We start from the raw sequence: 22,685 nt of genomic DNA, 5'->3' as shown, positions 1-22,685 counted from the left end.
TGTGCGCCCCTCCACACGCCCGTGCACCGTCGTACGGGAGAATGGCGCGGTGACCTCGCCTACTGACTCCCCGCTTCCCGCCCGGCCCCGGCTGATCGCCACCGATCTCGACGGCACCCTGCTGCGTGACGACAAGTCCGTCTCGGACCGCACGATCGCCGCGCTCAAGGGCGCCGAGGAGGCGGGCATCGAGGTCTTCTTCGTCACCGGACGACCCGCCCGCTGGATGGATGTCGTCAGCGAGCATGTGCACGGTCACGGCATGGCCATCTGCGCCAACGGCGCCGCCGTGGTCGATCTGCACGCCGGTGGAGAGCTGCTGAAGGTCCGCCCGCTGGACCGGGAGACCGCGCTGTACGTCGTACAGACCCTGCGCGCCGCGGCCCCGGGGACGGCCTTCGCGGTCGAGATGACGAACGGCATCAACTACGAACCGACGTATCCGCCCTTCCTGGAGGACCCGGGCGCGACCGTCGCCACCGCGGAGAAGCTCCTTCAGGAGGAGTACGAGAACTTCTCGGGCCCCGTGGTCAAGCTGCTCGCCCAGCACCCGGAGCTGACGCCCGACGGATTCCTCACGCTGGCCCGTACGGCGGCCGGAGACCGCGCCACCATCACCCGTTCGAGCCCGACCGCGCTGCTGGAGGTCAGCGGCCTGGGGGTGAGCAAGGCCAGCACGCTGGCCCTCTGCTGCGCCGAGCGCGGTGTCTCGTCCGACGAGGTCGTCGCCTTCGGGGACATGCCCAACGATCTGGAGATGCTGACCTGGGCCGGGACCTCGTACGCGATGGGCAACGCCCATCCGGACGTGCTGGCCGCCGCCTCGGGACGTACGGTCACCAATAACGAGGACGGCGTCGCGGTCGTCATCGAGCAGATCCTGGCGCGGCTCTAGCTCGACGCGCCGACGCCCCACCGGTCCCAGTGGCGCCGACGACCAGCGGCGTCGGCAGCACGCCAGCGCCGACGGCACCCGCGGCACGAACGGCGGCCGGAGGCGCCCCGGCCGCCTCGTCACAGCGGCGCCTCCCAGATCACCGTCGTCCCGCCCCCGCTCTCGCCGATCCCGGGCACGCACCAGCTCGATCCGCCCAGCGACTCGGCCCGTCGCGCGAGGTTGCGCAGCCCGCTGCGCCGTCCCCCGTCCGGTATGCCCACACCGTCGTCGGCGACCGAGAGCCGCACCGCCGCGCGGCCGTCGGGAAGCCGGGCGGTGGCATCGACTACCACCGCGATACTGGTGGCCCGCGCGTGCCGGAAGGCGTTGGAGAGCGCCTCACGCAGTGCGGCGATGAGATTCCTCCCGGCCAGTTCTCCGACGGCGGCGTCGACCTGCCCGAGAAAGCTGTGGGTGGGCCTGAATCCCAGAGGCACCGCCGCCATGTTGATCTCCCGCAGCACCCGGGTGCGCACCCCGGCCGGTGCCTCCGCCGACCCCTGCTGGAGCGCGAAGATAGCCGTACGGATCTCCTGAATGGTCACGTCCAGTTCGTCGACCGCCTTGTCGATGCCCTGGTGCACCTCGGGAGCGACCGTTCCCCGCTGGGCGCTCGCCAGGGTCATCCCCGTGGCGAACAGCCGCTGGATCACCAGGTCGTGAAGATCGCGCGCGATCCGGTCCCGGTCCTCCAGGACGGCCAGCCGCTCCCGGTCGCGCTGCGCGTCGGCCATCATCAGCGCCACCGCCGCCTGGGCGGCGAACTGGTCGGCCAAGGTGCGTTCCCGCTCCCCGAAACGGCGCGCGCCCCGCGCCCGGGGCATCATCAGGGCGCCGAGCACACTGCCGTCCGCGCGCAGCGGCAGCAGCATGCCAGGACCGAAGTCCGCAGCCAGACCCGGCGACACCCGCGGATCGGTGGCGAGGTCGTCCACGAACATGGACTCCCCGGCGAGAAGGGTCCTGGCGACGGGGTTCGCGGCCGGGACGACGTCATGGCGCTTGACCGTCGGATGGTCGTCGGAGACGGCCACGACCTCCAGTGCGCCGTCCTCCGTACGCAGCAGCACCACGCCGATGACGGAATCCGCCAGCCCGCGGACCTGTTCGGCCACCACGGAGAGCGCGTCCTCCGCGTCACCGCTGGTGAGCAGGGCGGTGGTGACGGCGACCGAGCCCTCGATCCACCGTTCACGCTGTCTGGCCGCCTCGTACAGCCGGGCGTTGCCGATCGCGTTCCCGGCCTCGGTGGCGAGCACGCGCACCATCTGGAGGTCGTAGTCGCTGAACTCGCCCCCGCCGGGCCTCTCCGCCAGATAGAAGGTGCCGAGGACCTCGCCCTGGGCCCGGATGGGAACACCCAGGAACGCGCGCGCCGGAGCGGGCCCCGGGGGGAGGCCGGCGGCGCGCGGCCGGACGGTCGGTTCGTCGGTCGGGGCGGCGTTCGTACCGGCGTTCATACCGGCGATCGCATCGACGGCCGGACCGGCGGCCGGACCGAAGAACCGGACCGGCTCCGACGACCTCATCAGCGCCACGGGCAGCCCCGTCGGTCCATCGGGCCCGCGGCCGATCCACCGGGCCGTGTCCTCGTCGGCGCCATGGGTGATGACATCGGAGAAGCTCTCCCCCGTCTCGTCGAGGACCCCGATCGCGGCGAAGCGGGCCCCGGCCAGCTCGGCCGCGGTCTCACAGATCCGGTTCAGGGTGGTGTGCAGCCCCCGGCCCGTCCCGACGGAACACATCGCCTCCAGAAGCTGGGGCACGCGCGCGGTGTTCTCGGCGGACAGTCCCTCCAGACTGCCGGCGGCACGGGTGACCACGTCAAGGGGATCCAACGGCTCAGGCACTTTCATAGCCCAGAGCCTAATAATTCCGATTTGATAGGGAAAGTCCGAACGGAAGAACCGGCTCTCGCAATGGCGCTCACAACGGCGCTCGCCCACGAGCCGGTGACCGTCGGTCGCCGACGAGACGGTCACCCCGGCGCCGAGAGGCGGTCACCGTCCCTCGCCGGCAGGTCGTCACCGGCCCTCATCGGCCCTCGGCGAGAGGCCGTCACCGTCGCTCACCGGGACGCGGTCACCGGGACATGAGCAGATCCCCGGCCCGCTCACGCTCCACCATCCGCCGCAGCGGTCCCTCGCCGGCCGCCAGCTCGGCGTAGGACCCCCGCTGTACGGGACGGCCCCCGTCGAGCACGATCACCTCGTCGACCGCGTCGAGCCCCCGCAGCCGGTGCGTGATCAGCAGTGTCGTACGGCCCTCCGTCGCCTCCAGCAGATCGGCGGTCAGCGCGTCCGCCGTCGCCACGTCGAGATGCTCGGCGGGCTCGTCCAGGACCAGCACGGGGAAATCGGCGAGCAGCGCGCGGGCCAGCGCCAGCCGCTGCCGCTGACCGCCCGAGAGCCGGGCACCGTGCTCACCGACCAGGGTGTCGAGCCCGGCGGGCAGGGCGTCGACCCAGTCGAGCAGCCGGGCCCGGCCCAGGGCCTCACGCAGTTCGTCCTCGGTCGCCCCGGTACGGGCGAGCCTGAGGTTCTCCCGTACGGAACTGTCGAAGAGATGGGCGTCCTGCGCGCACAGCCCGACAGCACAACGGACCGTGTCCCCGTCGAGGGCGGCCAGATCCGTACCGCCGAGCCGGACCGTGCCCTCGCGGGCATCCAGAAAGCGCAGCAGTACCTGCGCGAGCGTGGTCTTGCCCGACCCGGAAGGCCCGACGACGGCGACCCGCTTCCCGGCGGTGAGCGTCAGATCGAAGCCGCTGAGCGCGTCCCGCCGCTGCCCCGCGTACCGCGCGGACACCCCCCGTACCTCCAGCGGGAACGGTGACACGGGAGCGGGGGCCGGCCGCTCCGGCTCCTGTACGGGAACGGGGGTGTCCAGTACCTCGCACACCCGCTCCGCGCTCCGCCCGGCCCGCTGCCGGTACCGCACGGCGAGCGGCAGCCCGGTGACCGCCTCGAACGCGGCGAGCGGGGTGAGGACGACCACGGCCAGTTCGACGCCGTCGAGACGGCCCTCGCGAACCGCCTGGACACCCACGAGGGCCGCCGCGGCCACGGTCAGTCCACAGGCCAGCGCGGAGAGTCCACCGCCGAGCGCGTCGGCGCTCGCCCCGCGTGAGGCGATGGCCGTCAGCGTGCCGTCGGCCTCACGCACCTGGCGCATACGGCTCCGCAGCGCGCCCGCGACGGTCAGTTCCGCGGTGCCCCGGAGCAGATCGGCGATCCTCGTGGCCAGGGCTCCGCGCGCCGGGGCCAGTCGCCGCTCGGCCCGGCGGGCGCGGGCGCCGCTCAGCAGGGGCACGCCCACCCCGGCGGCGAGCAGTCCGGCGGCCAGTACGGCACCGGCCTCCGGCAGCAGCCACGCGGTGAATCCGACGGCCCCCGCCCCGACCAGCAGGGCGGATCCGACCGGAAGCAGCCACCGCAGCCAGTAGTCCTGGAGTTCGTCCACATCCGCGACCAGCCGGGAGAGCAGATCCGCGCGCCGGGTCTCGCGCAGCCCGGCGGGCGCGATGCGCTCCAGCCGCCGGTACACGGAGACCCTGAGGTCGGCGAGCATCCTGAGCACGGCGTCGTGCGACACGAGGCGCTCGGCGTACCGGAAGACGGCCCGGCCGATACCGAAGGCACGGGTCGCCGTCACCGCGATCATCAGATAGAGGACGGGGGGCTGTTCGGAGGCGCGCGAGATGAGCCAGCCGGACACCGCCATGAGCCCGACGGCGGACCCGAGGGCGCAACTGCCGAGGAACAGCGCCAGGACGAAACGCCCGCGCAGCGCCCCGGCGGCGGCCCGCATCCGCGCGAGTGGATTCCCGGCCGGTCCGGCGCCCTCCGCGACCGCGGCGAAACCGTTCGGTACGGCGGCGGGGTCGGTCCCGGCTTCCTGTCGTACGGCCGGTTCGGCTCCCTCGCGAAGGGCCACCTCGTCGGCTTCTCCCCCGGCCGCCCGACCGCCGTCGCCGGTCTCCGCATCGGATTCTCCGTCGAGGGGAACCCCCTGCGCAGGCACGAAGCCGGGACCGCGTGCCCCCGTCCGCACGGCCGAGACCGCCGGCGGAACCGCCCCCACGGCCCCCGCCCGCTCCGCCGTCTCCCTCTCCCTCTCCCTCTCCGTCTCCCTCTCCGTCTGCGTCCCGGCACCGCTCGCCGACCGCTCCGGCAGCGCGATCACCCGGTCGGCCACCGCGAGCAGCGCCGGCCGGTGGACGACGAGCAGCACCGTACGGCCCACGGCCAGCCGCCGCACCGCCTCGACGATGCCCGACTCCGTCTCGCCGTCGAGCGCCGCCGTGGGCTCGTCCAGCAGCAACAGCGGCCGGTCGGCGAGAAAGGCCCGCGCCAGCGCGAGCCGTTGCCGCTGTCCGGCCGAGAGCCCGGCACCGTCCTCCCCGAGGGGGGTACGGACGCCCTGGGGGAGCGCCGCCACGAACCCGTACGCGCCCGCCTCCCGCAGCGCGTCATGGACCGCCGCGTCGTCCGCGTCCGGCCGGGCCAGCCGTACGTTCTCCTCGATCGTCCCCGCGAAGAGATACGGCCGCTGCGGAACCCAGGCGATCCGCTCCCGCCAGCGGTCCGGATCGAGGGAGGACAGATCCCGGCCGTCGACCCGTATCCGGCCCTCGTCCGGTGCGGTGAAGCCCAGCACCACCTGGAGCAGGGTGGACTTCCCCACCCCGCTCGGGCCGACCAGGGCGACGGTCTCCCCCGGCTCGACCGTCAGCGAGGCGGCGTCCAGCGAGGGTCCCGTACGGCCCTGATGGCGGACGGTCACCCCGTCCAGCTCCAGCCGCGGCGCACCAGCACCAGTACTCGCACCGCCACCGCCACCGGCACTCGCACTCGCACCGGCACCGGCACCGGCACCGGCACCGGCACCGGGAATCTCCCCCGTACCGCGCGCCGGCGCCCCGGTCTCCAGAACCGTGAAGATCTCCTCGGCGGCGGACAGCCCCTCGGCCGCCGCGTGGTACTGCGCGCCCACCTGCCGGATCGGCAGATAGGCCTCCGGCGCGAGGATCAGCACCACCAGGCCCGTGTACAGGTCCAGATCGCCATGGACGAGCCGCATCCCGATACCGACCGCCACCAGCGCCACGGACAGCGTCGAGAGCAGCTCCAGCGCGAAGGACGACAGGAAGGCGATCCGCAGCGTGCGGAGGGTCGCCCGCCGGTACTCCGAGGTGATCGCGCGGATCGACTCGGCCTGCGCCTTGGCCCGGCCGAAGACCTTGAGCGTCGGCAGTCCCGCGACCACATCCAGGAAGTGGCCCGACAGCCGGGACAGCAGCCGCCACTGACGGTCCGTGCTGGCCTGGGTGGCCCAGCCGATGAGCGCCATGAACAGCGGAATCAGCGGCAGGGTCACCACGATGACCGCCGCGGAGACCCAGTCCTCGGTGACGATCCTCGCCAGGACGGCCGCCGGCACGACCACCGCGAGCCCCAGTTGCGGCAGATAGCGCGCGAAGTAGTCGTCCAGGGCATCGACCCCGCGTGTGGCGAGCGCGATCAAGGAGCCGGTCCGTTGTTCGCTCAGCCAGCCGGGACCGAGTTCGGCCGCCCGTTCCAGCAGCCGTCCGCGCAGTTCCGACTTGACCGCGGCACTCGCCCGATGGGCCGCCAGCTCGGTCAGCCAGGACACCAGCGCGCGTCCGACGGCGACCGCGACCAGCAGTAGCAGAGGGGTGCGCAGTCCGGAACCGTCCAGCCCGCGCTGGAACGCCCCCACCACCACCTCGGCGATCAGCATCGCCTGGGCGATCACCAGCCCCGCGCCCGCCACCCCCAGCCCCACCATGGCGATCAGGAAGAAGCGGGTGGCACGGGCATACCGCAACAGACGCGGGTCGACTGGTTTCACGTGAAACACCTACTCCTGCGGCTCGGCACTCGTACGCATCGGCGGTCACGCATCGGCCGCATCGGCGGTCACGCATCGGCTATGTGGTGCGTTCCGATCCGCTTGCGGAACACCCAGTACGTCCACCCCTGGTAGAGCAGCACGACCGGCGTCGCGATACCCGCGCACCAAGTCATGATCTTCAAGGTGTACGGAGTGGAGGACGCGTTGGTCACCGTGAGATTCCACGCCGGGTCCAGCGAGGACGGCATGACATTCGGGAACAGCGTCAGGAAGAGCATCGCCACCGCGGCCACGATCGTCAGGCCGGAGAGCGCGAACGACCAGCCCTCTCGCCCCACCGCGATGGCACCGATCGCGGCGACCAGCGCCACCACGGCCACGATCAGCGCGACCAGACTCGTGCTGTCACCGTGGTCCGCCTGGGTCCAGAGCAGAAAACCGAGTGCCAGTACGGCCGTCAGCACCCCGAGTCCGACCGCCAGCTTTCTGGCCCGGATCCGGATGTCCCCCACCGTCTTGAGCGCGGCGAAGACCGTGCCGTGGAAGGTGAAGAGGGTCAGGGTGACGAGTCCGCCCAGAATCGCGTACGGGTTGAGCAGATCCCCCACGCCGCCGATGTACTCCTTGTGCGCGTCGATCTTGACGCCCCGGACGATATTGCCGAACGCGACACCCCACAGCACGGCGGGGAGCAACGAGGTCCAGAAGATGGCGTGTTCCCAGTTGCGCTGCCAGTTCTCCTCCGGCCGCTTGGCCCGGTACTCGAAGGCGACACCGCGCACGATCAGACAGACAAGGATGAGCAGCAGCGGCAGATAGAAGCCGGAGAAGAGCGTGGCGTACCACTCGGGGAAGGCGGCGAAGGTCGCGCCGCCGGCGCTCAGCAGCCAGACCTCGTTGCCGTCCCAGACCGGCCCGATGGTGTTGATGAGGACCCGCCGCTCCTTGCGGTCACGGGCCAGCAGCTTGGTGAGGACTCCGATACCGAAGTCGAACCCTTCAAGGAAGAAGTAGCCGGTCCAGAGGACGGCGATCAGGACGAACCAGACGTCGTGGAGTTCCATAGCTCCTCAAGTCCTCAGTACGAGAAGGCCATCGGACGGTCGGCGTCCGTGGGGTCGCCGCCGATCCTGGTGGGCGGATGGAGATCGGCGTCCGTCAGCTCCGGCGGGCCGGCCTTGACGTACTTGACCATCAGCTTGACCTCGATGACGGCGAGCACCGCGTACAGCAGGGTGAAGACGATCATCGAGGTGAGTACCTCGCCCTGGGAGACACCGGGGGAGACGGCGTCGGCCGTCCGCAGTACCCCGTACACGACCCAGGGCTGGCGTCCCGTCTCGGTGAAGATCCAGCCCCAGGCATTGGCGATCAGCGGGAAGAGCAGGGTCCACAGGGAGACGATCCAGTACAGCGTGGCGAACCTCGGGCTCAGCGCCTTCTTCCGGAAGAGCACGAGATGCGGCACCTCGTCCTCGCCCGTCCGCAGGGCGGGTGGCAGCAGGAACTTCTTCCGGGTCAGCCAGAGACCGAGCAGCCCGAGGGCGAAGGACGCCATTCCGAAGCCGATCATCCAGCGGAAGCCCCAGTAGGCGACCGGGATGTTGGGCCGGTAGTCGCCGGGGCCGTACTTCTCCTGCTCGGCCTTGTTGACGTCGTTGATGCCGGGGACATGCGAGCTGAAGTCGTTGTTGGCGAGGAAGGACAGCAGGCCGGGGATCTCGACGGCCACGGTGTTGTGGCCCTTCTCGACGTCTCCGTAGGCGAACAGCGAGAACGGCGCGGGCGACTCGCCCTCCCACAGGGCCTCTGCCGCCGCCATCTTCATCGGCTGCTGCTTGAACATGACCTTGCCGAGCGAGTCACCGCTCACGGCGGTGAGCATTCCGGCGATCACCACGGTGACCAGGCCGAGACGGAGCGAGGTCCGCATCACGGGTATGTGCTTCTTGCGGCGGAGATGAAAGGCCGCGATACCGACCATAAAGGCGCCGCCGACCAGGAAAGCCGCCGTCAGCGTGTGGAAGAACTGGGTGAGGGCGGTGTCCTGGGTGAGCACTTTCCAGAAGTCGGTGAGTTCGGCCCGTCCGGCTTCCTTGTTGATCCGATAGCCGACCGGGTGCTGCATCCAGGAGTTGGCCGCCAGGATGAAGTACGCGGAGAGGACCGTGCCGATCGAGACCATCCATATACAGGCCAGATGGATCTTCTTCGGCAGTTTGTCCCAGCCGAAGATCCACAGCCCGATGAAGGTCGACTCGAAGAAGAAGGCGATCAGCGCCTCGAAGGCGAGCGGTGCGCCGAAGATGTCGCCGACGAATCGCGAGTAGTCGGACCAGTTCATCCCGAACTGGAACTCCTGCACGATGCCGGTGACGACACCCATCGCGATATTGATCAGAAAGAGCTTGCCCCAGAACTTGGTGGCCTTGAGGTACTTCGGGTTCTCCGTGCGGACCCACGCGGTCTCCAGCCCCGCCGTCAGCGCGGCGAGCGAGATCGTCAGGGGGACGAAGAGGAAGTGGTAGACGGTGGTGATGCCGAACTGCCATCGCGCCAGGGTCTCCGGCGCCAGAGCGAGGTCCACGTCGTCTGTCTCCTTACATCGCCGTGGTCACAGCGGCAGCTTGTCCCTTTCACCCTGGACGTATCGCCAGGAAACGGGACACGCTTGTGAACGCGTTCACATTCACAAGCATTATGTCGCACACCCTTCCGGATCTTTACGGGGGGGGTCCCGGGGTGGCGGCCGGCCCTGGGACACACGTCGGGGCGGCCTCGAAGAGACCGCCCCGGTACGTCTCACCCCGTCCACCGCGCCGGCCCGGCCGACCACGCGGCGCCCATCCCACCCCTCGGGTGGCACCCCTCAGATGGCACCGGTCGATCCGGCGCCCCTCTGGTCGCACCGGTCGATCCGGTCCCTGCGGCTACAGCTCCTTGCGGAACGCCTCGGCCGTCTGGAGGAAGATGTCATTGGCCTCGTGCTCGCCGATCGTGACCCGTACCCCCTCGCCCGCGAAGGGCCGTACGACCACTCCGGCCGCCTCACAGGCCGCCGCGAAGTCGAGCGCGCGCTCACCGAGCCGCAGCCAGACGAAGTTGGCCTGGGTCTCGGACACGCTCCAGCCCTGGTCGACCAGCCCCGCGTGGACCCGGACACGCTCGGCGACCAGGGCCCCGACCCGGCCCAGCAGTTCGTCCTCCGCGCGCAGGGAGGCGATCGCCGCCTCCTGTGCGATCTGGCTCACACCGAACGGAACGGCGGTCTTCCGCAGCGCGGCGGCCACCGGCTCATGGGCGATCGCGAAGCCGACCCGCAGACCCGCCAGTCCGTACGCCTTGGAGAACGTCCGCAGGACGGCCACATTCGGGCGCTCGCGGTAGATCGCCACGCCGTCAGGCACCTGGGGGTCCCGGATGAACTCGCGGTAGGCCTCGTCGAGGACCACCAGTACATCTCCCGGAACACGGTCGAGGAACCGTTCCAGCTCCGCGCGGCGCACCACCGTGCCGGTCGGGTTGTTGGGGTTGCAGACGAAGATCAGCCGGGTCCGCTCGGTGATCGCGTCGGCCATCGCGTCCAGATCGTGCACCTCGCCCGGGGTCAGCGGCACCTGTATGGAGGCCGCGCCCGAGATCTGGGTGATGATCGGATACGCCTCGAAGGAGCGCCAGGCGTAGATGACCTCGTCACCGGGGCCAGACGTGGCCTGGACGAGCTGCTGAGCCACACCCACCGAACCGGTGCCGGTCGCGAGATGCGCGAGGGGCACCCCGAAGCGGTCCGCCAGCTCGTCCATCAGACCGGTGCAGGCCATGTCCGGGTAGCGGTTGAAGACCCCCGCGGCCGAGATCGCCTGCTCCATCACGCCGGGCAGCGGCGGATACGGGTTCTCGTTGGAGGACAGCTTGTACGCGGCGGGCCCCCCGCCGGACGCCGCCGGCCTGCCCGGCTTGTAGGTGGGGATGCCGTCCAGCTCGGCGCGCAGCTTGGGGCTCGTCTCACTCACCGCAGGACCTCCTCGGCCGTTCACGGGGCCGTACGACTTCGACGGCGACTTCAATGCTGTTCACCTTATGAGGATTCGCGGCTCCTGCGTAGCGGCGGCGTCCGGAGACCGTCGGACCGCCCTCGGAGGCACCCGCGGAGCACCGGCGGGACCGCCGCGGGACCCCCGTCGAGGCGGGGGCGCACGCTTTATCCGGCGCGCGCCGGTGGCTCGCGCCGTGGCGCGCGTCCCCCGTAGAGGTGAGTTGAGACCTCTTCGAGACATGGGCCCCTCGCCAGGCCCATGCGGCTCGTTGCATGGCAGAACATTGCTACACCTGTTAACTCCCTTACGTTCCAAGGCCATCAACCACCTTCAACCATGCAAAAACGTGCCTGCCCATGGGTGAATGTGCGACCGGACCCACCGCCCGCCCGAGCCCTACTATCGGCTCGCCATGACAGCAGCAGGGAAACACCAGGTGAGCCGGACGGACACATCCCGCCGGGGAAGCCGGCAAGGTCGGGCGGGCATCCGGGACGTGGCCGCCGCAGCCGGTGTCTCCATCACGACTGTCTCGGACGCGCTCAACGGCAAGGGACGGTTACCCGACGCCACGCGACGCCATGTCCGAGAAGTCGCAGAACGCCTCGGCTACCGACCGTCCGCCGCCGCCCGAACCCTCCGTACCGGCAAGTCGGGCCTCATCGGCCTGACCGTCACGACGTACGGGGATGAACCTTTCACCTTCACCGAGTTCGCCTACTTCGCCGAGATGGCCAGGGCCGCCACCTCCGCCGCGCTCGCGCGCGGCTACGCCCTCGTCATCCTGCCCGCCACCTCACGCCATGACGTCTGGGCGAATGTCGCCCTCGACGGAACCGTCGTCATCGATCCCTCCGACCACGATCCGGTCGTCACCGAACTCGTCCGCCAGGGCCTTCCCGTCGTCTCCGACGGCCGGCCCGCGGGCACCCTTCCCGTCACCGCCTGGGTCGACAACGACCACGAGGCGGCCGTCCTCGATCTGCTCGACCATCTCGCCGCGGCCGGCGCACGCCGGATCGGCCTGCTCACCGGCACCACCACGGACACCTACACCCGGCTCTCCACCACCGCCTATCTGCACTGGTGCGAACGGGTCGGCCAGGACCCGGTCTACGAGTCCTATCCCGCGCACGACCCGTGCGCCGGGGCCGTCGCCGCCGACCGGCTGCTGGCCCGCCCCGACCGTCCCGACGCCGTCTACGGGCTGTTCGACCCCAACGGCACCGATCTGCTCGCCGCCGCACGGCGGTACGGACTGCGCGTACCGGACGACCTCCTGCTCGTCTGCTGCAGCGAGTCGACCGTGTACGCCTCGACGGAACCGCCCATCACGACGCTCTCGCTCAAGCCGCGCCGTATCGGCACCGCCGTCGTCCAGCTCCTCATCGACGCCATCGAAGGGCTGGAGACGGACCGGCCGGTCGAGCAGGTCATACCGACCGAGCTGATCGTCCGGACCTCCTCCCAGCGACGCCCTCCGCGCACCACGGTCAGCGCGCCCCGCTCTCCCGCGGGCGACTGACCGCAGTCGCGGGAGGCGGAGCGGCACCGAACGGGCGGAGTACGGCAGGGCGCGCGGCCAGGGGACCGCCGGGGCAACCCGGCGACCGGTGGAATGCCCGGTGAAGGCCAGGACCTTTCGCATTTCGGGCGATCGGCGTGAAAACAGCCGCTGAACCGGAGGTGCGATCGGATTCACCACCCCTGGTGCGTCACACAGGACGAGCTGCATTCCTATGATGGGCGGACGACACCACGGACCATCCCTCACCACCGGTGGACTCACCCCCGCCGGCCGGACGGCCCGAGAGGTGTACGGCGGCACGACGGCGGTGGAGGGGTCGATGACACAGGGGGCCGGCCAGGGACCCGTGGTGCGGACGGCGACGTTGCGCGACTTCCGCGTACCGCCGTACGCACAGGTCCCCGTACAGTCCGGGCAGTCCGGCCTCGCTTCCCTGTCCGGGCACCCCGGCAACGCGGTGCCCGACGACGAGCCGCCCGAGGGCTACACCCCCACCGAGCGCGACCTTCCGGTGATCAACCGGGGGGACACGGTCCAGGTGCGGGTGGATCCCGGCGCCGAACCGTCGGGGGCCGACGGCCCCGGCCCGCTCTATGTCGTGGGCGACGTCCACGGATATCTCGACGAACTCCTTGTCGCCCTCGGGGAACAGGGACTGGTCGATCTCGACGGCCACTGGACCGCGGGCACCGCCCGTCTCTGGTTCCTCGGCGACTTCACCGACCGCGGTCCCGACGGCATCGGCGTCATCGACCTCGTCATGCGGCTCTCCGCGGAGGCGGCGGCGGCGGGCGGCTACTGCAAGGCCCTGATGGGCAATCACGAGCTGCTGCTGATCGGCGCCAAGCGGTTCGGCGACACCCATGTCAACTCCGGTGCGGGCACGGCCACTTTCCAGGCCGCCTGGCTGCTCAACGGCGGTCAGCGGACCGATATGGAGCGCCTCCAGGACGTCCATCTCCAGTGGATGTCCCGGCTCGACGCGGTGGTCGAGGAGGAGGGGCATCTGCTGGTGCACTCCGACACGACGGCCTATCTGGACTACGGATCCACGATCGAGGACGTCAACGACACGATCCATCAGATTCTCACCCGTAATGACGCGGACGAATGCTGGGATCTGTTCCGCAAGCTCACCAAACGTTTCGCGTTCCGCGACGAAGGCGGCCCGCAGGCCGTTCAGGAACTGCTCGCCAAGTACGGCGGGGAACGCATCGTCCATGGCCACAGCCCGATTCCCTATCTGCTGGGCGAAGTCGGGACCGAAGAGCCCTCGGACGGTGAGACGGACAGCGGACCGGTGGTGGAAGGGCCGCACGTATATGCCGACGGACTTGCCATCGCGATGGACGGCGGTGTGACCATGGCAGGAAAACTGCTGGTTGTCCGACTTCCCCTGGACCACTGAATCGACCCGGCGCGTTTGATTTCCGCAAAGCCCCTGTCACCCCGCGCCGGAAGAGCTCTACCATCGGTTCATCCGTAGCAGGCTCTCCTCCGTTTTCGCCAACTGCCCGCGCCACGCGGGCGAGCCGGCCCTACGGAGCATCGGGGGATGCACATGAACAGCGCTCCGCACCTGCTGAACGAGGATCGCGCGGATTTCGAGCGAATCCTCAATGACGTGCTGCGAAAAGCACATGACCGTCCGGATCTCGCGGCGGTCGGGGAGCGGCTCAACTCCGAGCAGTTGCGCACCATGGCTCTGTACGCCACAGCACCGATCGCGGCGGCGGCCGCCGCCGAGTACGAGCACTACACCAAGGTCCGCGAGGAGGCCCGCTCGCCGGGCCCTTCCGTCTCGGTCCGCGCCGTGCTGGAGCCCGACCCGGGCACGGCGGCGACGGCCGGGGCGGGGCTGACGGCTGTCATCACCGTGCTGCTTCCGGTCCTCGCCGGCACGGCCGCGGTGATCTTCCTGCTCGTCGGCTATCTCCTCAAGGCGCTCAGCCGGCCGCCCGCGTTCGCCGACAGCCTGCTCGCCGTCGGCTGGTTCTTCGCCGCCGTCACCGCGATAGGCCTCATGGCCGCCGCGGTGGGCCTGCTGATCACGGCCCTGCGCAACAGTTCGACCCAGCTTCCTGCCGAGACGCCGACGAGCGGTGAGCTGCCGGACGAGGTGGCCCGTGCGCGGGAGGCCTGGCGCCATGCCCTGCTGGAGCGGGGCATTCTGCCCTACCTGCGCGCCGCCCTGGCCGACCCGGGAGCGGATCCGGCGGCCTCGGGACCGGCCGCATCGCTGAAGCATCTGCCCAAGATCGGCTACAGCAGGCCGGACTTCAGCAGCCCGGACGAGGGAGCCACGGCCGGCCATCGTCCGAGCTTCACCAGCCCGGACTTCACCAGCCCCGACTTCGGCGGGCCGGACCACCGCCCGGAGTGACTCCCACGCCGGACAGCCGCGGTGGACAGAGGCAGCACGGCCGGAGTGAGCGGGCGACGACCGGCCGGAGCAGGCAGGCGCAGGCAGGCGCGGGACGGACCGGGTGTGTGCGCTCCGGACGGCCGGGGTGAGCGGTGGCGGTCCGACCGGGCCGCCACCGCTCCCGCACCGCGCGCCTGCGGTCAGTCCGCCAGCGGCAGATACACGCGGTTGCCGCTCGCCGCGAACTCCTTGGACTTCTCGAGCATGCCCGCCTCGATCTCCTCCGGACTCGCCTCCACGTCTCCGCCGAACCGCTCCGTGATGCTCCTGCTGATCTTCATCGAGCAGAACTTGGGCCCGCACATCGAGCAGAAGTGGGCCGTCTTCGCCGGTTCGGCCGGGAGGGTCTCGTCGTGGAACTCCCGGGCCGTGTCCGGGTCGAGGGCCAGATTGAACTGGTCCTCCCAGCGGAACTCGAACCGGGCGTCGGAAAGGGCGTCGTCCCAGGTCTGCGCCCCCGGGTGGCCCTTGGCGAGATCCGCCGCATGGGCCGCGATCTTGTAGGTGATGACACCGGTCTTGACGTCGTCCCGGTTCGGCAGACCGAGGTGCTCCTTGGGAGTGACGTAGCAGAGCATCGCCGTCCCCCACCACGCGATCATCGCCGCACCGATGCCGGAGGTGATGTGGTCGTACGCCGGAGCCACATCGGTCGTCAGCGGGCCGAGCGTGTAGAACGGCGCCTCCTCGCAAATCTCCTGCTGGAGGTCGATGTTCTCCTTGATCTTGTGCATCGGGACATGTCCCGGCCCTTCGATCATCGTCTGGACGCCCAGCCGCTTGGCGGTCGAGTTCAGCTCCCCGAGCGTGCGCAGCTCGGCGAACTGGGCCTCGTCGTTGGCGTCCGCGATGGAGCCCGGCCGCAGACCGTCACCCAGGGAGTACGTCACGTCGTAGGCCGCGAGGATCTCGCACAGCTCCTCGAAGTTCTCGTACAGGAACGACTCCTTGTGGTGCGCGAGACACCAGGCCGCCATGATCGAGCCGCCGCGCGAGACGATGCCCGTCTTGCGGCGCGCCGTCAGCGGTACGTACCGCAGCAGTACCCCGGCATGGACCGTCATGTAGTCGACGCCCTGCTCGGCCTGCTCGACGACCGTGTCCTTGTAGATCTCCCAGGTCAGTTCCTCGGCCTTGCCGTCGACCTTTTCGAGGGCCTGGTAGAGCGGCACGGTGCCGATGGGCACGGGGGAGTTGCGCAGCACCCACTCACGCGTGGTGTGGATATTGCGGCCGGTGGAGAGGTCCATGACCGTGTCCGCGCCCCAGCGCGTCGCCCAGGTCATCTTGTCCACCTCCTCCTCGATGGAGGAAGTGACCGCGGAGTTGCCGATGTTGGCGTTGACCTTCACCAGGAACCGCTTGCCGATGATCATCGGCTCGATCTCGGGGTGGTTGACATTGGCGGGCAGTACGGCGCGGCCCGCGGCGATCTCCTCGCGCACGGTCTCCGGGGACACGTTCTCGCGGATCGCGACATACTCCATCTCCGGAGTGATGTCCCCGCGCCGGGCGTACGCGAGCTGGGTCACCGCCTGTCCGCCGCGGCCCCGGCGCGGCTGGCGCGGCCGGCCGGGAAAGACCGCGTCGAGGTTGCGCAGTCCCCCGCGCGGCGCCGTGTGCTTGAGTCCGTCGTCCTCGGGGCGGACCGGCCGGCCCGCGTACTCCTCGGTGTCGCCCCGCCCGATGATCCAGTTCTCCCGCAGCGGCGCGAGACCGCGGCGTACATCGGTCTCGACGGCGGGATCGGTGTACGGCCCCGACGTGTCGTACAGCGTCACGTCCTGGCCGTTGGTGAGGTGCACCCGGCGGACCGGCACCTGGAGGTCGGGGCGCGAGCCCTGGACATATCCCTTGTGCCAGCCGATGGACCTCTGGGCCTCGATCGGATCTCCCGAATCGGAGGCAGGCGTGTGTGCGTCCTGAACGGTCATGAGACCTACTCCCTACGCCGGCATTACCCGGTAACAGGTTCAGCGGTCGGCGCAGCTCAGGGGGTCCAGGGGATACTCCCCGGGACTACACAGTCAGCGCCCTCTCAGCCCGGTGCTCCGAGCTCCCGCGTGTGCAAAAGGTGCCTCCACGCTAGCGTCATATCCGGCGTGCTGAACAGGGGGCCTTCTGCTTCTTGCGATGATCGGTCGGTGACCTCACCCCAGCAGACCCACGAATCGCATGGACACACGCACAGCCATGGCCCCGCCGCGCCGGTCTCCCAGCACCTTCGCAAGGTCATCGCCGCGGTCCTGATTCCGTTCGCGACCGCGGTGGTCGTAGGGCTGGCCGTGTTCTGGCCGGGTGGCGCGCCGGCCCACGAACGCAGCGGTGTCGGCTTCGACCGGCAGACCGAGCAGGGTCAGGTGGTCCAGATCGAGCGGGTGGACTGCAAGGACGTCAACGCCTCCCAGATCCCGTCCACCGGCGACACCTCGCAGCCCCAGGGGCGCGAGGCGGAGCAGGCGGAGAACGGTGATTGCGTCAAGGCCACGATCGAGGTGACCAGCGGCAAGGAGAAGGGCCGGACCTTCATCGAGATCGTCCAGCCTGACGCACCGCGGCAGTTTCACGTGAAACAAGGCGTCGTGGTGGCCTACGCACCCGACGCGCCCCGCGATCTCCAGTACTCCGTGACGGATGTGAACCGTAAGTTCCCCATGGCCCTGCTGGCGGGGATCTTCGCCCTGGCGGTGGTCGTGGTGGGGCGGCTACGTGGTGTCATGGCCCTGGTCGCACTCGCCGTCTCGTTCGCGGTGCTGACGCTGTTCATCCTGCCCGCGATCCTTCAGGGCTCGAATCCGCTGGTCGTGGCGGTGATCGGGGCCAGTGCGATCATGCTGCTGGCGCTCTATATGTGCCACGGTCTGACGGCCCGTACCTCGGTCGCGGTCCTCGGCACCCTGATCTCGCTGCTGCTGATCGGGCTCCTGGGATCACTCTTCATCGGCTGGGCGAGCCTGACCGGCAACACCGACGACAACACCGGGCTGATCCACGGGCTCTATCCCGGGATCGATATGAGCGGTCTGCTGCTGGCGGGTGTCATCATCGGCTCACTGGGTGTCCTCGACGATGTGACCGTCACCCAGACCTCGGCGGTCTGGGAGCTGCACCAGGCCGACCCCTCGATGGGGCCGCGTGCCCTCTACCGGGCGGGTATCCGTATCGGCCGGGACCATATCGCCTCGGTGGTCAATACGCTCGTCCTCGCCTACGCGGGCGCCGCGCTGCCGCTGCTGCTGCTCTTCTCGATCGCGCAGTCGGATGTGGGCACGGTCGCGAACAGTGAGCTGGTGGCGGAAGAGATCGTCAGGACCCTGGTGGGCTCGATCGGTCTGGTCGCATCGGTACCGGTGACCACGGCGCTGGCGGCGCTGGTGGTCTCCGCCGACCGGCCGGCGCCGGGAAACCCGCCGGTGGGCCCGTCGGAGGCCCTGCCTCCCGTACCGCCGTATCCGGCTCAGGGGAGCGTCCCGCCCTGGCCCGGGGGTCCGTCGGGCCCGGCGGGCCCCTCGGATCCGGAGGGGCCGGAGACGGCGCCCACACTGCCGGTACAGAGCGCGTCGGCGCGCAAACTGGGCGGCGGCAGGGGCCGGCGCCGCAGGAAGTAGTCCCTGCCCGGACTGCCCGGACATCGCTTTCGCCGCGAAGGATCACCCGGACGGCCCCGTTCCGCCGGGCTCAGCCGGCGTTCTCCTCGGCCAGAATCCGGCCGAGCTCCTCTTCGAGATTGCCTTCGAAGTCACCGAGCGTGCGCTCCTGGCCGAGCGGGACCAGTCGGTCCGTACGGTCGAGGAAGGCCACCAGAGGCGCGGCACTGACCCGGAAAAGGGCGTGATCGTCTCCGACCTGGAGCCTGATGTGGACGTCGGAGAGGTCCTCGGGCTCCATCGGCGCGATATGCACATCGCCGTCGCCGCTGGGCGTATTGATCCCGTCGAGCAGCAGCTCACGGCCGAAGGTCCAGGTGACAGGCGCGTCACCGGGCAGATGGAATGTCATGCGCACCGCGTAGGGATCCCTCATCTCGTAGTGGAGTTCCACCGGGATCCGGAACGCCAGCTCCTCCGAGACAAGGAAGCTCATCAGGACCTCGGCCTGCACCGACTCGCGCATCGTGTACTCCGGAGTAGATGAAAAAGTGGCTGGGAATGATCCCCGTTGATCCTCTTGACGCAATCGTCCTGTAAGCGTTAGAAGATCACAAGGAGTAAGTTTTCAGATACGGAAAGAGAAGGCGAGCGGGCTGAGCGGCGATCCGGTATCTCCGCGTCATCGCTCGACCGCCGGAAGCGGTGGCTTCCGCTCATGAAGTGGCGTGGAAACGGCCAGGGCGGCGCCGGCGGTTGATCGCCTGGGTTCTTCTGCCACGACGGAGGCCCGGCCTCGGACGCGGATCGTGCCGCGGAGGCGGATCGTGCCGCGGAGGCCGCGCCGTCCGGAGGAAAGTCCGTCGGCGGCCGACAGGCGCGGGACTGGGACTTCCGCGACACGCCTCGGGCCAGGAGCGGCACTCGCCGCACCGGACCGCTCGGAACGGGGACCGTGGTTCGCGTGGCCGTGGTTCGCGTGGCCGTGGCCAAAATCACCCCCAGGCATCCCGACGGGCGAGGGCCCGCCCGCGGGGGCCGCCCCCGCGCGCCCGCCGCACCCCTGAGGGGGACCGGGGGACGGTGGGATTCGTCACTCTAGGGGCAGGCCGCGCTCCGGGACGGTTCCTGGTTCGCCTTTCCCCCGCTCGGGCTAACGGCCGTACGGACGGCCTGTCATACCGGTTCCTACCAGTCGCCGCGCGAGGACGAGGAGGACATGAACTTCCGTACGACATAGATGAGTCCGCCGACAAGGGCCACAAAGATCAGCACCTTGAAGAGGAGTCCGATCACAAACGCGACCACGCTCATGATCAGTCCGCCGAACACGACGATGGCGATCACGGGCACCGCGATCCACTTCACCCACCAGGGCAACCCCGTGAGTAGCTCCCGAACCGCCATCGTCCTTACCTCGCTTCACCGAGTGACGCACGTATCTGCCTTGCCTCAACGATGCTAGAGGCGCGGGAACGGCGGCGGGGACCGCGAGGCCCCCGCTCTCCCCTGATCCGACCCTGACCCGGGCCCTGATACGGCCCTGAACCGGCGCTGCGCCGGCCCCGGGGGAGCCGGTCAGCTCTCGGGCGGGGAGAACACGACCATCACCCGCAGATCCTCCGTGATGTGGTGGAACTTGTGGGCCACCCCGGCCGGTACGTACACGACGCTGCCCCGGCCGACCTGGGTCGTCTCCATTCCGACGGTGATCGAGGCCCGGCCGCTCACGACGAAGTAGACCTCGTCCTGCCGGTGCGGCTGCTGCGGGTCGGTCACACCCGCGTCCAGGGCGTAGAGGCCCACGGACATATTGCGTTCCCGCAGAAACTGCAGATACGCCCCGTCGTTGGCGGCACGCTCCGCCTCCAGCTCATCCAGTCGGAATGCCTTCATGCCACGATCACACCATGAAGAATTTCGTAGTCAAGACGATCGCCAACGCGGGGGCACTGGCCGCGGCGATCTGGCTGGTCAAGGACATCACTCTGACCGGTGACAGCACCGGCAGGCAGGCCGTGACACTGGTGCTCGTCGCCCTGGTCTTCGGACTGGTGAACTTCATAGTCAAGCCGGTGGTGAAGCTCCTGACACTGCCGCTGTTCATCCTCACGCTCGGACTGATCACCCTGGTGATCAACGCCCTGATGCTGCTGCTCACCTCCTGGCTCACGGACAAGCTGGACCTGAGCTTCCATGTCGAGGGCTTCTGGACCGCCGTACTCGGCGGCCTGATCATCTCGATCGTTTCGTGGGCGCTGCACATGGCACTCCCCGACGACAATGACTGATCTCCCCCTGGCCGGCCCCACCACCGGCCCCACCACCGGCCCCACCACCGGTTCCACCACCGGCCCCGCGGCCCGCTCCACGGCCTCGCCGTACCGCGTCTGTTTCGTCTGCACCGGCAATATCTGCCGCTCGCCGATCGCCGAGTCCGTCTTCCGCGCCCGGCTGACCGAGGCGGGCCTCGACGGCCTGGTCGAGGTGGACAGCGCCGGGACCGGCGGCTGGCACGAGGGCGACGGCGCCGACCCGCGCGCCGTGGCCGTACTGGACACGCACGGCTATGAGAACGATCACACCGCACGGCAGTTCCACGCCTCGTGGTTCCCGCGTCTCGACCTGGTGATCGCGCTGGACGAAGGCCATCTGCGCGAGCTGCGGAGGCTCGCCCCCACACCCGCCGACGCCGCGAAGGTGCGGCTGCTGCGCTCGTACGACGCCGCCGCGGAGCCCTTCGACGATCTGGACGTGCCCGATCCGTACTACGGGGACATGACCGGCTTCGAGGAGTGTCTGGAACTGGTGGAAGCGGCGAGCGAAGGGCTGCTCTCCGCCGTACGGGACACGATCGAGGAGGCGGCATGAGCGGGAACGGCACGAGCGGGAACGATGCGAGCGGGAACGATGCGAGCGGGAACGGTGTGACGAACGGAAACAGCGGGGCCCCGGGGACCGGACCGAACGTCAGGGACAGCAACGGCGCCGGGGACGGCCAGACCATCGGGGACGGCACCCGAGCGGTGCGGGCCGGATTGCCCGAGCCGGTGGCGTACGAACCGACCCTGCCGGGGCCGGTCTTCGCCGCTCACTTCCATCTGCCGGGCGAACCGAAGGGCCCGTACACCTACGGCCGGGACGAGAACCCGACCTGGACCCATCTCGAACGGGCCATCGGCGAACTGGAAGCGCCGGGGCGGCCGGTCGAGACCGTCGTGTTCGCCTCCGGAATGGCCGCGATCTCGGCGGTGCTCTTCTCACAGCTCCGCGCCGGCGAGACGGTGGTCCTGCCGGACGACGGCTATCAGGCCCTGCCGCTGCTGCGCGAACGCCTTGAGGCGTACGGGGTCACGGTGCGGACGGCGCCGACCGGCGGCGACGCCCAGCTCGACGCGCTCGACGGCGCCCGGCTGCTCTGGATCGAGAGCCCGTCCAACCCCGGCCTCGATGTCTGCGACATACGGCGGCTGGTACGGAAGGCACATGACGCGGGCGTCCTGGTGGCCGTGGACAACACGCTCGCCACCCCGCTCGGCCAACGGCCCCTGGAACTGGGCGCGGACTTCTCCGTCGCCAGTGACACCAAGGGCATGACGGGCCATGGCGACATCCTGCTCGGCCATGTGACCAGCGCCGATCCCGAACTGGCGGCGGGAGTGCGGCGCTGGCGCAAGGTCGTCGGGGCGATCCCGGGGCCGATGGAGGCCTGGCTGGCGCACCGCTCGCTGGCCACGCTCCAGCTCCGCGTCGACCGCCAGTGCGCGAGCGCGCTGGTGCTGGCCGAGGCACTGCTCGAACGCGACGAGGTGAGCGGGCTGCGCTACCCCGGGCTCCCGGGCGACCCATCCTACCCCGTCGCCTCGCGGCAGATGCGGCGCTTCGGCTCCGTGGTCTCGTTCGTGCTGCCCGACCGGGAGTGGGCCGAACGCTTTCTGGCGGGGCTGCGGCTGGTGGACGACGCGACGAGCTTCGGAGGTGTACGGTCCACGGCCGAGCGGCGCGGCCGGTGGGGCGGTGACGCCGTACCGGAAGGCTTCATCCGCTTCTCCGTCGGGGCCGAGGACGCCGAGGACCTGATCGCCGATGTGCTGCGCGCCCTGGACGGGGCGGCGGCCCGCTGACATGCCGGTCACCGGAGGGGCCGATCGGACCGTGGAAGGCACCGACGCACGGGATACGGACGGGCCGGATACGGACGGGCCGCGACGGGTACCAGGAGAGAGGTCGGGACGGGGGCCGGAACGGGTACCGAGGAGGGACCACGTTCGCACAGACGGTCCGAGCCTCCCCC

Annotated in this window: 17 protein-coding genes and 1 riboswitch; of the genes, 8 read left to right on the top strand and 9 right to left on the bottom strand. The window is 69.9% G+C overall.

Annotated elements, in window-relative coordinates; translation table 11 throughout:
- Positions 1–49 precede the first annotated feature (49 nt).
- A complete protein-coding gene (locus ACFYYH_RS30840) occupies positions 50–895 on the top strand; it encodes a Cof-type HAD-IIB family hydrolase (RefSeq protein WP_388557964.1) in 846 nt (281 codons plus the stop codon).
- 119 nt (positions 896–1,014) lie between these two features.
- Here ACFYYH_RS30840 and ACFYYH_RS30835 read toward each other — a convergent pair whose 3' ends face one another.
- The 5 genes from ACFYYH_RS30835 to hisC all read right to left on the bottom strand — a co-directional run bounded on the left by ACFYYH_RS30835 (position 1,015) and on the right by hisC (position 10,827).
- A complete protein-coding gene (locus ACFYYH_RS30835; protein WP_388557963.1) occupies positions 1,015–2,793 on the bottom strand; it encodes a GAF domain-containing sensor histidine kinase in 1,779 nt (592 codons plus the stop codon).
- Between the two features lie 226 nt (positions 2,794–3,019).
- Positions 3,020–6,811 carry a thiol reductant ABC exporter subunit CydD gene (gene cydD / locus ACFYYH_RS30830; protein WP_388557960.1) on the bottom strand — a complete coding sequence of 1,264 codons (3,792 nt, stop codon included), beginning with the start codon at positions 6,809–6,811 and terminating at the stop codon, positions 3,020–3,022.
- Between the two features lie 68 nt (positions 6,812–6,879).
- Complete coding sequence (gene cydB / locus ACFYYH_RS30825) at positions 6,880–7,878, bottom strand: cytochrome d ubiquinol oxidase subunit II (protein ID WP_388557958.1); 999 nt, start codon at positions 7,876–7,878, stop codon at positions 6,880–6,882.
- Between the two features lie 14 nt (positions 7,879–7,892).
- The gene (locus ACFYYH_RS30820) at positions 7,893–9,401 is read right to left on the bottom strand and encodes a cytochrome ubiquinol oxidase subunit I (RefSeq protein ID WP_388557955.1); all 1,509 of its coding nucleotides are present in this window, start codon (positions 9,399–9,401) and stop codon (positions 7,893–7,895) included.
- Between the two features lie 343 nt (positions 9,402–9,744).
- Entirely contained in the window at positions 9,745–10,827 is a 1,083-nt protein-coding gene (gene hisC / locus ACFYYH_RS30815; protein ID WP_388557952.1) for a histidinol-phosphate transaminase, read from the bottom strand.
- Positions 10,828–11,263: 436 nt separating this feature from the next.
- Here hisC and ACFYYH_RS30810 point away from each other — a divergent pair, with 436 nt between their 5' ends.
- The 3 genes from ACFYYH_RS30810 to ACFYYH_RS30800 all read left to right on the top strand — a co-directional run bounded on the left by ACFYYH_RS30810 (position 11,264) and on the right by ACFYYH_RS30800 (position 14,762).
- Positions 11,264–12,376 carry a LacI family DNA-binding transcriptional regulator gene (locus ACFYYH_RS30810; RefSeq protein ID WP_066951829.1) on the top strand — a complete coding sequence of 371 codons (1,113 nt, stop codon included), beginning with the start codon at positions 11,264–11,266 and terminating at the stop codon, positions 12,374–12,376.
- A 322-nt stretch (positions 12,377–12,698) separates the two neighbouring features.
- Entirely contained in the window at positions 12,699–13,787 is a 1,089-nt protein-coding gene (locus ACFYYH_RS30805) for a metallophosphoesterase (RefSeq protein ID WP_388557949.1), read from the top strand.
- Positions 13,788–13,934: 147 nt separating this feature from the next.
- The gene (locus ACFYYH_RS30800) at positions 13,935–14,762 is read left to right on the top strand and encodes a hypothetical protein (RefSeq protein WP_388557946.1); all 828 of its coding nucleotides are present in this window, start codon (positions 13,935–13,937) and stop codon (positions 14,760–14,762) included.
- A gap of 182 nt (positions 14,763–14,944) precedes the next feature.
- Here the strand turns inward: ACFYYH_RS30800 and thiC are convergent, their stop codons facing one another.
- Positions 14,945–16,738, bottom strand: coding sequence for a phosphomethylpyrimidine synthase ThiC (thiC, locus tag ACFYYH_RS30795; RefSeq protein WP_388557943.1), 1,794 nt, complete (start codon positions 16,736–16,738; stop codon positions 14,945–14,947).
- Positions 16,731–16,877, bottom strand: a riboswitch (TPP riboswitch). Its footprint overlaps the gene before it by 8 nt.
- Before the next feature lie 71 nt (positions 16,878–16,948).
- Here thiC and ACFYYH_RS30790 point away from each other — a divergent pair.
- On the top strand, positions 16,949–18,412 hold the full coding sequence (locus tag ACFYYH_RS30790; RefSeq protein WP_388557941.1) for a YibE/F family protein: 1,464 nt from the start codon (positions 16,949–16,951) through the stop codon (positions 18,410–18,412).
- A 70-nt stretch (positions 18,413–18,482) separates the two neighbouring features.
- Here ACFYYH_RS30790 and ACFYYH_RS30785 read toward each other — a convergent pair whose 3' ends face one another.
- The 3 genes from ACFYYH_RS30785 to ACFYYH_RS30775 form a co-directional block, all read right to left on the bottom strand.
- Complete coding sequence (locus tag ACFYYH_RS30785; RefSeq protein ID WP_388557938.1) at positions 18,483–18,917, bottom strand: SsgA family sporulation/cell division regulator; 435 nt, start codon at positions 18,915–18,917, stop codon at positions 18,483–18,485.
- A gap of 662 nt (positions 18,918–19,579) precedes the next feature.
- Positions 19,580–19,798, bottom strand: a complete 219-nt coding sequence (locus ACFYYH_RS30780; protein WP_388557935.1) for a DUF5326 family protein — start codon at positions 19,796–19,798, stop codon at positions 19,580–19,582.
- Positions 19,799–19,969: 171 nt separating this feature from the next.
- Positions 19,970–20,287 carry a cupin domain-containing protein gene (locus ACFYYH_RS30775; protein WP_388557932.1) on the bottom strand — a complete coding sequence of 106 codons (318 nt, stop codon included), beginning with the start codon at positions 20,285–20,287 and terminating at the stop codon, positions 19,970–19,972.
- 14 nt (positions 20,288–20,301) lie between these two features.
- Here ACFYYH_RS30775 and ACFYYH_RS30770 point away from each other — a divergent pair, with 14 nt between their 5' ends.
- From ACFYYH_RS30770 to ACFYYH_RS30760, 3 genes are read left to right on the top strand one after another with little or no spacing between them, the layout of a single operon-like run.
- A complete protein-coding gene (locus tag ACFYYH_RS30770; RefSeq protein ID WP_388557929.1) occupies positions 20,302–20,682 on the top strand; it encodes a phage holin family protein in 381 nt (126 codons plus the stop codon).
- Complete coding sequence (locus ACFYYH_RS30765) at positions 20,675–21,262, top strand: low molecular weight protein-tyrosine-phosphatase (protein WP_388557926.1); 588 nt, start codon at positions 20,675–20,677, stop codon at positions 21,260–21,262. The genes ACFYYH_RS30770 and ACFYYH_RS30765 overlap by 8 nt, the downstream gene beginning before the upstream one ends.
- Positions 21,259–22,515 (top strand): cystathionine gamma-lyase, encoded by a 1,257-nt coding sequence (locus tag ACFYYH_RS30760; protein WP_388557923.1) that lies wholly within the window; start codon positions 21,259–21,261, stop codon positions 22,513–22,515. Before ACFYYH_RS30765 ends, ACFYYH_RS30760 begins: the two co-directional genes overlap by 4 nt.
- The last annotated feature ends 170 nt before the right edge of the window (positions 22,516–22,685 follow it).

Origin of the sequence: Streptomyces sp. NPDC002018, from assembly GCF_042890865.1 — a bacterium.
In the GTDB taxonomy this organism is placed as follows: domain Bacteria; phylum Actinomycetota; class Actinomycetes; order Streptomycetales; family Streptomycetaceae; genus Streptomyces.
This window is presented reverse-complemented; position numbering and strand designations above follow the sequence as displayed.